The following is an 11,813-nucleotide window of genomic DNA, read 5'->3' on the forward strand; positions in this document are numbered from 1 at the left end:
CGCTGCATAGTTGAACAGTGATGTTCAGCAGTGTTCAGCGTAAATGTATCAGACTATCTCTCTCAAATAGATTCAGAGTAACTGCAATCACCATCCCTCGCCATCTTCAGGCCAAACTCTCGCAGAGCGGGCAAGAAATTTTTGTTTTCGTGATGGGATCGGCTCAACTTCAGCAAGGCAAATCTCTGGATATCGTGCAAGTTTCTCCAGAAATCGAGGGCAAGCCGGATCCCCAGGTCTTGAGCTTTTTGTTGGACAGCCATTGGGATCTGGTTGGGATTTTGCCATTCAGGCTGGGGGTCAATGGGAATCTCTTGCGCCTCTTCGTGGCAGATGGAGCGAACCAAATGGCGCAGATGGTTGCGGAGTTCTTCTAGATCCTGTGGAGATTCAGAGGGCCAATCAACACACTTCCGCCGCTCTTCTAAGGAAAACTTGGCCCATTGATGGAGCTTGAGCTTGATCCCGCACAAATCCAGCTTTAGGCGCAAGGTCATGGGGATGCATCGCAGAGAGTCGGCAAAATCTTGCTCAAACTGAAACAGAGTCATGGGAACCTCGATTAGGAACCAAATCTAGAGTTGAGGGGATTGCTTGAGCGGTGGGTCGGCTTTCTCAAGAGCAACGGCACAGGCTTTTAATTCCGGCTGGCCGGAATCGGGACAACTGATGTCATGGGTAAGGGCATTACACTCGGCTTGTTCTGCCCAGAGGGATCCCCAGTGCATGGGTACAAATAGCGTACCGGGAGCAATGTTGGCAGTTATCTTGGCCGGGAAATAGGCCCGCCCGCGGACAGAACGCACCTGAACCCAATCCCCATCTTGGAGGCCCAGCTTTTCCGCATCGCGAGGATGGATCTCCATAAAGGGTTGGGGGTGCATGTGCTTGATTTTTTCAATCCTGCCGGTACGGGTTTGGGTGTGCCAATGGCCGTATAGCCTGCCCGTAGTTAACACGTAAGGGAACTGAGGGTTGGGTGGCTCCGCCAAGCCACGGGAAGGGTGGGGGATAAAGCGGGCGCGGCCATTGGGGGTCGGGAAACGCCAATCTGTGTAGAGGCGAGTGGACTTAGGGGCCGAGGTTCTTTCTTTGGGATAAGGCCATTGCTGAGGGCCTTGTTCTGCCAAAAGGGCATGGCTGAGGCCGGAGTGATCGCAGAGGCGATTTGCGGTAAGGGCGGCAAATTCTGCATAAACCTCTGCCGCGGTTTGGAAGGAAAATTGCGCTTCAAAGCCCAACCTGCGCCCCACTTCAGCAAAGATCTCCCAATCGGGTCGGGCTTCGCCAGGGGGGTCTCGAAAGGCTTGACAAAGGGTAACCCTGCGCTCGGAGTTGGTCATCACCCCGGTTTTCTCGCTCCACTGGCAGGCGGGCAAAAGCAAATGGGCATATTCTGCCGTTTCTGTAGGGTAATAAGCCTCTTGGTAAACGGTAAAGGGAGACTTTTTCAGGGCTTTTTTGACCCGTTCCAGATCCGGAAAGCTCACCAAAGGATTAGTGGCCACAATCCAGAAGAACTGCAGGGATCCCGTCTCCAGAGCGGCAATCATCTCGGTGGCCCTCAGTCCTGGGTGGGGAGAGAGGGAACCGCTGGGCAAGCCCCAAGCCTGCTCCACCTCTGCCCGATGCTGGGGCTGGCTCACCAGCCGATATCCCGGCAGCAGATGAGATAACCCCCCCGCCTCTCGACCACCCATGGCATTGGGCTGGCCGGTCAAGGAAAAGGGGCCGGTCCCCGGTCGGCCAATTTGCCCGGTCAGGAGATGCAGGTTGATTAAGCTGGTGATCTTGGCGGTGCCCTCACTGGACTGGTTTAGGCCCATCGACCAAAGGGATAGAACCCTTTGGGATCCCTGCCAAAGCTTGGCTGCTTCGATCAAATCCTCGGTGGCAATTCCGCAGCGCTGGGCCACAATCTGCGGTTCATAATCGGCCAGCAAAGCTGCATATTCAGCAAAACCTTGGGTGCAGCCCTCGATAAAATCGGTAGCCATTGATCCCCACTTCAACAGCAAATGGGCAATCCCATTGAAAAGATCGATATCCGTACCGGGGCGAATTTTTAAGTGGAGATCGGCAGCTTCTGCTGTCTGAGTGCGCCGGGGATCCACTACCACTATTTTGAGGGGGGATCCGGTCCTGTGCCGCTTCTTCAGGCGATTAAAAAGAATGGGATGGCACTCTGCTGTGTTGGTGCCCACCAGAAAAGCCAGATTGCAGAGATCGAGATCCTCGTAGCAGCAGGGGGGGCCATCGGATCCCAGGGATTGGGTGTAGGCCGAGACGGCTGAGGACATGCACAGGCGCGAGTTGGTGTCGAAATTGTTGGTGCCCAGGCAGCCCTTAATGAGCTTTTGAGCAACGTAATAGTCTTCAGTGAGCAACTGCCCCGATCCATACATAGCCATGGAGTGAGGGTTGTCTTTGAGGCAGCGCAGCCGAGAAACCATCTCCTCAAAAGCCTGATCCCAAGAAATGCGGCGAAAGGGCTGATCCAAGCTCTCCCGAAACAGGGGATAGAGCAGCCGATCCCGACCAACTGCCTCCAGGATCGTGGCCCCCTTTACACAGACCATCCCCAAGCTGGAAGGATGATCCCGGTCGCCTCTCATTTTCCAGTCACCTGAGGCTGTCGAAACCGCCTCCAATCCACATCCCACACCGCAATAGGGACATAGGGTTTTGATGACAGCTTTTTCCGGCTCCATCGCGGTCACCATGAGTTGGGATCCCTGTCAGGATGGATAAGTGTCTTGCATTTTGGATCCCGATAGGCCATCAGGTTAAGGATCTCTTAGCCGAGGAGATCGGCCACTTGGATCTCAAATCCGGGCAATACAACCTGGCTTTTGGCAGTCTCTTGTTCGGTTAGCCAAAGGTGGCGATCCTGAGTCTGGATAAAAATAAATTTGCTTTTGGGAAAAATCAGCCAGACTTCCAGTACATCGGAGCTGAGATACTCTTGGGCTTTTAGGAAAATATCTTCTCCACAGTCGGTTGGAGAGAAGATCTCCTCAACCAGAGGATAGCTCTGCAGTAGCGTGGCAATATCCTCTCCAAATTGCTGGATTAAATCTGGAGATGAGTAGGCAGCATCAGGTCTTCTGACTTTGCCTTTGGTTTGGCCGGGAGCCTTCACCAAAACCATACCCCCCAATGGCTGACATTCAACATAACCGAGCCAACGGAAGAGAAGTCGGGTTTGGAGCTTTGCATCCCCTAAAGTTTGCCCCACTTTCTCCACAATGTAGCCATCTACCCATTTGGTTTGGGCAACTGGATTGGCCAGATAGTCGGCAAGGGTTTTGGGCAGGGCAAGACCCGCTCCTCCATTGGGAGATCGGTTGGAACTACGTAAACTACCCGACCCTGACTGCTTCGCAGTACAGGGCGGGCTTTCGGTAGCCCTGCAGTTGGCAAGCCAACCACGAACCTCTAGGCTGGTTTACAGCAGCCCCCAAAAGCGCAATCACATTCGCACCATTCAAATCCGCATCCCCTTCCCATCCACAGTGTCCACACTTAAACTTCTTTCCACTGCGATAGGATTGCGTAGGATCGGGATGGATGTGCAAACACCGGTGGCAGGTCTGCGACGTGTAGGCAGGCGGAACCAGCACCACAGGTACTCCGGCAATGGCAGCCTTGTAGACCACGAACATCCTAAGCTGGTAGAACGCCCAGTTATTGGTTCTGCGGCGCTCAGCTTTGCTGCGTGGCTGTTGATTGACCCTTTCCCGGATCCCTGTCAAGTCTTCCAGAGCAATAGCGCTGTTTGTCGCCTTTGCCCTAGAGACAATAGCTTTGGAGATGCGATGATTGACCCACGCCTGAAAGCGCCTCTCCTTGCCAGACAGCCGTTGCAACAGTTCTCTGCATCTGCGCCGCGAACTGCGTGTGCCCTTACTGGCTTTGCGTTGGAGTGCCGCCCTCAACCGGGAGTAGTGGTCGCGGACTCTGTTCAACTGCTGTCCATTCCAGTTATCTCCTTCCGATGTATGAGCAATATCCGTCCTGCCCAAATCCACGCCCAGCACTCTATCCGTGCCTTGCGGTGGGCACGGTTCCGTTTCCACACAGATTTGAATAGAGTAGAAACCGTCTTTGCGCTTGACCAGAGTGGCAGATTTGGGATTGGAGCCCGCCAGCCGTTCTCTCTGGTAGCGGCCAATCGCCAGCTCAAAGCGCTCCCGACCCTCCACCGTGGTCAGCGACACCGTCCAGTCTTTCTCGCGAAACGAAAAGATACGGGCATCGTAGGTCGCAAAGCCTCTCTTGAACGCTTTGACCGGACGGTTTTTCTGTCGGGCAACTTTACGGGCACCGGCCAGCCGTCTGCAGACCTGCTGAGCCAAGTTACTGGACAAGCCAAACCGAGCGCGAATCTGGTAATAGCAAAGGGACTGGAGTTTGACTGCGTTGACTACTTTTTCTGGTGTGTTTTGGTTGACCCAGTTCAACGCCTGCACAAAGGCATCCATTGTCGCGTCCAACTTTGCGGCTTGCGACTGGGACACCTTGAGCTTGCAGGAGACGGTCAGGACTTGGGTCATGGTTCTATCATAACTTCCGCATTCCTCCCGACACTGACCCTACGGGTACAGTGCGGGGCTCCTGCGATTTCTAGCTGAACCGGAGCAGTGGCCATCAACTTCCCTCTCCAAGTATTTTGAACCCTAGCTCAATCCCCTCCATGGGCAAAGCGGCGATAGAGGAAGTCAAGGGCGCGGTTACGCAATTCGTAGAACTCAGGCATTTCCATAATGCGGGAGCGGATGCGCGGTCGCTCAAAGGGAATGGTCAAGATCTCGCCGATATGGGCAGCGGGGCCGTTGGTCATCATCACCACACGGTCTGACAAGTAAAGAGCTTCGTCGATGTCATGAGTAATCATCAAAACTGTGCAGCGGTGATCCCGCCAAATGGCCAGCAGCTCATCTTGTAGATCTTCCTTGGTAATGGCATCCAAGGCCCCAAAAGGCTCATCCAAGAGCAAAACTTGCGGACGAACGGCAAGAGCACGGGCAATGGCTACCCTTTGCTTCATGCCTCCAGAAAGCTGCTTGGGCCGCTTGTGGGCTGCTTCCGCCAAACCTACCAATTCCAGATGTTCTTGAACAATTTCCCTTTTTTCCCACCGGGGTTTGGTTGGGTACACCTGATCCACCACCAGATAAATATTTTCAAAGGCAGTCAGCCAGGGCAAAAGGGAATAATGTTGAAACACCATCATCCGATCCGGCCCTGGGGAAGTGATGGGCTGGCCCTTGAGGGTAATGGATCCCGAAGTGGGAGTCGAAAAACCCGCCACCATGTTGATCAAGGTGGATTTGCCACAACCCGAGTGGCCGATAATGCAAACAAACTCACCGGCGGCCACTTCCAGATTGATATTTTCCAGCGCAACGAAGGGCCCTGCTGAGGTGAAGTAGGTCTTGCCCACATTCTGAAGACAAAGAAGGGGCAGTCCTGCAACCGGAGAAGCAGAAGATAGCGGTGAGGAGAACGTGCGGGAGCTGGTCATCATAGTGTTTTCCAATCGAGAGTTTAAGGTAACAAAAGCTAAACTTCGCTGAGCTGGTACTCCTGCAGCTTCAGATCCTGCCGGATGGCCACCGACTCCAGGTAAGCAACGGGATCCTCTCCGTCAAAGCGGGATCCATCGCCAAAGAGTAAAGCTCCGCGGTCGTGGGCCCAATCCGGAAGGCCCAGTTCTCTGGCGGCTAGGGCGTAGGTTTCGCTGTCCAGAACTTGGTCGAGAACCGAAACCCAATTGCGGGGAAAAGGGCAGAGGCCCCAGCGAGCCATCTGCGTCAGGATCCAGAGGTGTTCCAATCTTTCCGGACAGGTGTTGCGCCCGTTGGCAAACTGGTGAAAACCGGTGAGGGCTTGGGATTCATCGGCAATTCCCCGCTGCAGAATACCCGTCCACCCCGGCTGCAGATCCTCCAGGGCCACGCCCACATACTGGGGCTGAGCCAGCCACTCCAAGATCTCAGAACGGTGCTGCGGCTGATCGCAGTAGTGACAAGCCTCCAGTAGTGCCTTGACCAGAGCTACATGGGTGCGGGGGTAGTTTTGCGCCCAATCCTGGCGCACTGTCAGCACCTTTTCGATGTGGCTGGGCAAGATTTCAGGGGTGGTGGCGACGATAACCCCCACCTGTTCCCGCACAGCGCGGGAGTTCCAGGGCTCGCCCACGCAGTAGCCATCGATGTTGCCGGCCTTGAGGTGGGCCACCATCTGCGGCGGCGGGATCACGGTTAACGTGACATCCCGATCCGGATCCACCCCCCCACCGGCCAGCCAGTGCCGCAACAGGAAGTTTTGCATGGAAGCCGGATGAACCACTCCCAGGGTGTGGACTGTGTCGGGGGTGTGGTTGAGGTATTGGCGAAAATCCGCCAGGCTTTGAACGCCTCGCTCCAAAAGTCTGCGCCCAAAGGTAATGGCGTTGCCGCCACGGGAGAGGGTTAAGGCGGTTACCAAAGACACCGGAACTCCCCCTACTCCCAAGGTGGAAGCCAACGGGATCCCGGCCACCACCATAGCCGCGTCCAGCCGACCGGAGCGGATCCCTTCCCAGATGGTCTTCCAGCCTGGCTCCCTCACCAGGGTGACCTGCTCCAGGCCATGCTTTTGAAACAGGCCTTTTTCCTGCGCCACCACCAGCGGCGCGCAGTCGTTGAGGGGCACAAAGCCAACCTCCAAATTGACCTTCTCCAGGCCGTGTTTGGCAATGGCCACGCGAACAGGCGTTTTTTGGCGAGCCCGCTTTTGCTGGTTGAGAAAGTAGATCATCTCTCCCCGCAGGCTGTAGTAGTCGGGGTGACGCACCACTTCCAAACGATGGCGGGGCCGAGGAAAAGGGATCCGCAAAATCTGGCCAATGCGGGCCTCCGGGCCATTGGTCATCATTACCACCCGATCCGAAAGCAGCAGCGCCTCATCCACATCGTGGGTAACCATGACACAGGTGAGCTGCTCCGCCTGGGCAATCTCCATCAGTTGCTCCTGCAGGTTGCCGCGCGTCAAGGCATCCAGAGCGCCAAAGGGCTCATCCAACAGCAGCACCCGCGGACGGATGGCCAAAGCCCGGGCAATGGCTACCCGCTGTTTCATCCCTCCTGACAGATGGGCCGGTCGCTTGTCGGCTGCCCCCTGCAACCCCACACGGCGAATGTGTTCTGCCACAATCCGGTCCCGCTCCGCTTTGGGAAGGGATCCCAGCACCTCGTCCACAGCCAGGGCAACGTTCTCCCGCACCGTCAGCCAGGGCAGCAGGGAATAGTTCTGAAACACCACCATGCGATCTGGGCCGGGATCTGTAACTTGTCGGCCCTCCAGGAGAATGCCTCCGCGGGAAGGCTTTTCCAGGCCAGCAATGATGTTGAGCAGGGTCGATTTGCCACAGCCGGAGTGGCCAATTAGCGAGACAAATTCCCCTTTTTGGATCTCCAGGTGGATGTCTTTCAGGACAGGGTAGATCTCTCCGTTGTCGAGGAGAAATTCCTTGTCGACATGATCCACTTCAATGTAAGGCTGGGTCTTCATGATTCCTCTGAGATGATTTCTGAGAGCATGGAGAAATTGTCAGCAACCAATCTAGAACTCGGCCAAGCTCATTTAGCGATCCTCAGCCACCACCAGCGAGCCAATCCAAGCCGTGATGCGATCCAGCAGAAGACCCACCATCCCGACATAGATCAAAGCCAGAATGATTTCGCTGATGCGGGAGCTATTCCAGGCATCCCAGATGAAAAATCCAATGCCCACACCGCCAATCAACATTTCCGCTGCCACAATGGCCAGCCAAGACAAGCCCACCCCAATGCGCAAGCCGGTAAAAATGTAGGGCACAGTTGCCGGGAAAACGATTTTGAAAAAGTACTTCCAGCCGGACATGCGCACAATTCTGGCCACGTTGCGGTAGTCCTGAGGGATCCGCTGTACGCCGGCAACGGTGTTGATCAAAATGGGCCAGAGAGCCGTAATGAAGATTACAAAAATGGCGGAAGGGTTGGCATCTCGAAAGGCAGCCAAAGAAATCGGCAGCCAGGCCAAAGGCGGCACCGTGCGCAGCACCTGAAAAATGGGATCCAAAGCCTCGTACAGCCAGCGATTGACCCCGATGATCATGCCGCCCACAACCCCCACCAAGCCGGCCAGGGCAAACCCAATGAACACCCGCCGCAAGCTGGCCCAAATTTGCCAGAACAGCCCTTTGGCATTGCCGCCATAGTCAAAAAAGGGATCTTTAATGAGGGGATCCCAGGTGTCCTGCCAAACCTGGAGAGGGGTGGGCAAGTTGGCTCCGGGGCGGCTATAGGCAATTTGCCAGAGAACGAGCACTATTAAAATGGCCGTGGTGGGCAAAAGAACGCGGCGCAGCACTTGGTGGATTTGGACTCGCTGCCTCCAAGCAGAAGAAGATGCAGAGCTGGCCGGGGAGTGGAGCCCGGCATTGGACTGAAGAACAAAGCCTGGGCTGGTTTTCAGCAGCCAGTGGCCTAGGCCAACCAGTAGGGGAAGCAGGATCCGAAAGAGGTGGTAGCCCAACTGTAGGGCAGAGTGGAAAATCCTCATGGCTTGCTGGGAGTAAGGTTGAAGTCAACTTAAGAGGATTCCAAGAGAGAAGGGGTTTCAGTTGAACACTCTTTGTGGGGATTCGGGGATCCCTTCTCTCCTGGACAGAGGGTTTGCAGCTAACTTGCTGGGGAAAGTTGGGAAATTAGGCCAGCTTCTTAATCGCCAATTTCTCCAGGTAGGCGGCAGGATTTTCGGGATCGAACTGCACCCCGTCGAAGAAGGTTTCCACTCCTCGAGAGGTGCTGGGGGGAATGGCTGCCCCCTGACCAATGGCTTTGGCAGCTTCTCGCCAGAGTTCTTCCCGATTCACCCGCTCCACCAAGGCTTTGGTATCGGTGTCGGCAGGCAGATAGCCCCAGCGGATGTTTTCGGTCAAAAACCAGAGATCGTGGCTCTTGAAGGGGTAGGAAGCGTAGTTCTGCCAGAACTTCATCAGGTGGGGGCTGTTTTCAACGACCTTGCCGGTGCCGTAGTCAAAAGTGCCCCGAGAACGGCCCAAGATATCGGGCACAGGCACCCCCAGCCAGCGGCGGTCGCCGATGATGCGACACATCTCCTCTTTGTTTTCCATCTGGTCGCACCAGATCTGGGCTTCTAGCACCGCTTTCAACAGGGCAAGGGTGGCTTTCGGGTGCGCATCCACCCAGTCGGCCCGCAGGGCAAAGGCCTTTTCCGGGTGGTTGTTCCATAGCTCGCCGGTGGTGAGGGCACTATACCCCTCTTTTTGGTTCACCAGTTGGGCATTCCAAGGCTCGCCCACACAGAGGGCTTCCATGGTTCTGGATTTTATATTGGCCACCATCTGCGGCGGCGGCACCACAATGAGGGAGACATCGCGGGTGGGATCGATCCCGCCTGCGGCCAGCCAGTAGCGCATCCACATGTCGTGGGTACCGCCGGGGAAGGTCATCGCGCATTTGGGATCTTTGCCGGCAGCTCGAAGCTCGGCAAACTTGGCCTTGAGGGGGGAACTATCCAGGCCGATTTGCAAATCCCGATATTGGTTGGAAATGCTGATGCCCTGACCGTCCAGATTGAGACGGGCCAAAATGTACATAGGCACCGGCTTGCCATCGGTAACTTTGCCGGTGGTGATGAGGTAGGGCATGGGGGTGAGGATGTGTGCCCCATCGATGCCGCCGGCGGCGGATCCCAGCACCAAGTTGTCGCGGGTGGTGCCCCAAGAGGCCTGCTTGACCACCTCTACGTCCTTCATGCCGTACTTGTCAAAGAACCCCTTTTCTTTGGCGATGATCAGGGGGGCAGCGTCGGTGAGGGCGATAAATCCCAGCCTGGCTCGCGTGGTTTCTGGGGTATCAGCTTGAGCTACCCAGTAGCCCTGCCCCAAGGATTGGGATTGGGCGCGGGGGATCCCAGCCGTAGCTGCTCCAGCCGCAAGGGCAGCTGCCCCAGCCAAAAACTGGCGACGGGAGATGGGAGAGGAAGTGTTGAATAGCTTAGACATCACAACCTCCAAAATTTCGAACGACGAACTGCCTAGTAGGTCATCAAGGGGGAAGCAGAGGTCTGAGCAGCCGAGGGATCACGACGCGGCCTGGCCCCGAAGTGCTCAATCAGTAGCTCCACCAAGACGGGCTTGAGGTCTTCGCAAGGGATCCCTTGGCGCACGCATTCGCCCAGCTTGGCGTCTTTGCCCACTTCTCCCCCCATGTAGATGTCCACCGCCTCCACCGGCTTGCCGTCCTTGCGAACGGTGGTGCCCATGAGGCCAATATCAGCCACCTGGGGCTGGCCGCAGGAGTTGGGACAGCCTGTCCAGTGGATGCGCACCGTTTGAGGAATCTCCAGCTCGGCTTCCAGCTCTTCCATCAGGGCCACGGCGCGGTTTTTGGTCTCGATGAGGGCAAAGTTGCAAAACTGGTTGCCCGTACAGGACACCAACCCCCGCTGCAAGGGTCCCGGGTTGGGGGAGAACTTTTTCAAGAGCGGCTCTTTGAGCAGGGGGGCCACCCGCGAGTCGGGCACATTGGGGATGAGCACGTTCTGCTCCACCGTTAGCCGCAGCTCCCCGGAGCCGTACACCTCCGCCAAGCGAGCCAGCTCCCTCATCTCCGGGACGTTGAGCCGCCCGACGGGCACGTGCAGGCCTACAAAGTTGAGGCCCAGTTGCTTTTGGGCGTGTACTCCCAGCAGATCCCGCTTGTGCCAGACCACCTCGTCTTTTTCCGCCGCTCTGGGCAGAGGGTGGCCAATCTGCTGCTCCACCGCCACCCGAAACTTCTCCAGGCCCCACTCGTCAATGAGCCACCTCAGCCGCGCCTTTTGCCGGTTGGCCCGCAGGCCGTGATCCCGATAGACCAGCAGCACCGCCTCACATAGAGGAACCACATCGCGGGGATCTACCCAAACGTCCAGCCCGATGGCCTCGGCACAGCGGCGGGCCGAAAAAAAGCCTCCCACCAAGACGTTGAAGCCCAGCTTGCCCTCTTTGAAAGCAGGCACAAAAGCCAGGTCATTGATCTCGGCATGCACCGAGTTGTCGCGACAACCGCAGATGGCGATGTTGAACTTGCGCGGCAGGTTGGTGAAGGAAGGGTTGCCCTCGCCGTTGTTGGTTACCATGTCCTGCACTTTGCGGGTGAGGCCGCGCACGTCGATCAGCTCATCCGGGTCGATACCGGCCAGAGGGGATCCCGTGATGTTGCGCACGTTGTCCATGCCTGACTGGATGCTGGTCAGGCCCACCTCCTTGAGTTGCCGCAGAACCTGAGGCATGTCCTCAATGGGAATGCCCCGCAGTTGCAGGTTTTGCCGAGTGGTGATGTCGGCTACGCCATCTTGGCCGTAGGGGCGGAGGATCTCGGCCAACTTGCGCATTTGGCCGCTGGTCAGGATCCCATTGGGCAGGCGCAGCCGCAGCATGAACTTGCCAGGGGTGCGCTTGCGAAAGAAGATCCCCAGCCACTTGAGGCGGTGATCCCGGTCGTCTTCAGGAATGTTCTCCCAACCCATCCGGGCAAACGCCTCCAGCTCGGCCTTGACCGCCAGCCCATCCTTTTCGCTTTTGAGGCGTTCAAATTGGTTCGCCATGATCGCTGCCGTGGGGTGAACACTAGCTACCCTAGCAATGACGAACCGTTAACTTTGGTATTGGCAGTTACGCTTTGTAACAGGTTATGCAGTTTTGTCATTCTCGAATTGCGCTTTATGCATAAAGTCAGGCTTCCAGGAGCAGCAGACCCCTCTTTCCCCTTTGGGAA

The 11,813-nt window shown here is 56.5% G+C and carries 9 protein-coding genes; all 9 read right to left on the reverse strand.

From position 1 onward, the window contains the following. Positions 1-62: 62 nt before the first annotated feature. Entirely contained in the window at positions 63-551 is a 489-nt protein-coding gene (locus NW855_RS09005) for a nitrate reductase associated protein (RefSeq protein WP_414357823.1), read from the reverse strand. 24 nt (positions 552-575) lie between these two features. Further along, positions 576-2,711 carry a molybdopterin oxidoreductase family protein gene (locus NW855_RS09010; RefSeq protein WP_414508686.1) on the reverse strand — a complete coding sequence of 712 codons (2,136 nt, stop codon included), beginning with the start codon at positions 2,709-2,711 and terminating at the stop codon, positions 576-578. 86 nt (positions 2,712-2,797) lie between these two features. Beyond that, a complete protein-coding gene (locus NW855_RS09015; protein ID WP_414508687.1) occupies positions 2,798-3,316 on the reverse strand; it encodes a Uma2 family endonuclease in 519 nt (172 codons plus the stop codon). Between the two features lie 46 nt (positions 3,317-3,362). Further along, on the reverse strand, positions 3,363-4,556 hold the full coding sequence (locus NW855_RS09020) for an RNA-guided endonuclease InsQ/TnpB family protein (RefSeq protein WP_414508672.1): 1,194 nt from the start codon (positions 4,554-4,556) through the stop codon (positions 3,363-3,365). A 128-nt stretch (positions 4,557-4,684) separates the two neighbouring features. Continuing rightward, complete coding sequence (locus NW855_RS09025) at positions 4,685-5,527, reverse strand: ABC transporter ATP-binding protein (protein WP_414402949.1); 843 nt, start codon at positions 5,525-5,527, stop codon at positions 4,685-4,687. Between the two features lie 38 nt (positions 5,528-5,565). Beyond that, positions 5,566-7,557, reverse strand: coding sequence for a nitrate ABC transporter ATP-binding protein (locus NW855_RS09030; RefSeq protein WP_414402948.1), 1,992 nt, complete (start codon positions 7,555-7,557; stop codon positions 5,566-5,568). Positions 7,558-7,629: 72 nt separating this feature from the next. Continuing rightward, positions 7,630-8,589: a nitrate ABC transporter permease gene (gene ntrB / locus NW855_RS09035; RefSeq protein WP_414402947.1), complete on the reverse strand. Its 960-nt coding sequence runs from the start codon at positions 8,587-8,589 to the stop codon at positions 7,630-7,632. Between the two features lie 145 nt (positions 8,590-8,734). Next, positions 8,735-10,057, reverse strand: coding sequence for a CmpA/NrtA family ABC transporter substrate-binding protein (locus tag NW855_RS09040; RefSeq protein WP_414508673.1), 1,323 nt, complete (start codon positions 10,055-10,057; stop codon positions 8,735-8,737). Between the two features lie 32 nt (positions 10,058-10,089). After that, positions 10,090-11,643 carry a ferredoxin--nitrite reductase gene (locus tag NW855_RS09045; protein ID WP_414508674.1) on the reverse strand — a complete coding sequence of 518 codons (1,554 nt, stop codon included), beginning with the start codon at positions 11,641-11,643 and terminating at the stop codon, positions 10,090-10,092. Positions 11,644-11,813 lie beyond the last annotated feature (170 nt).

Source organism: Synechococcus sp. RC10B2, assembly GCF_047502635.1.

Excerpts from the sequence above, each read along its gene's own strand:
- NW855_RS09005 (WP_414357823.1), bottom strand. The coding sequence starts at position 551 with ATGACTCTGTTTCAGTTTGAGCAAGATTTTGCCGACTCTCTGCGATGC.
- NW855_RS09010 (WP_414508686.1), bottom strand. The coding sequence starts at position 2,711 with ATGGAGCCGGAAAAAGCTGTCATCAAAACCCTATGTCCCTATTGCGGT.
- NW855_RS09020 (WP_414508672.1), bottom strand. The coding sequence starts at position 4,556 with ATGACCCAAGTCCTGACCGTCTCCTGCAAGCTCAAGGTGTCCCAGTCG.
- NW855_RS09025 (WP_414402949.1), bottom strand. The coding sequence starts at position 5,527 with ATGACCAGCTCCCGCACGTTCTCCTCACCGCTATCTTCTGCTTCTCCG.
- NW855_RS09030 (WP_414402948.1), bottom strand. The coding sequence starts at position 7,557 with ATGAAGACCCAGCCTTACATTGAAGTGGATCATGTCGACAAGGAATTT.
- ntrB (WP_414402947.1), bottom strand. The coding sequence starts at position 8,589 with ATGAGGATTTTCCACTCTGCCCTACAGTTGGGCTACCACCTCTTTCGG.
- NW855_RS09040 (WP_414508673.1), bottom strand. The coding sequence starts at position 10,057 with ATGTCTAAGCTATTCAACACTTCCTCTCCCATCTCCCGTCGCCAGTTT.
- NW855_RS09045 (WP_414508674.1), bottom strand. The coding sequence starts at position 11,643 with ATGGCGAACCAATTTGAACGCCTCAAAAGCGAAAAGGATGGGCTGGCG.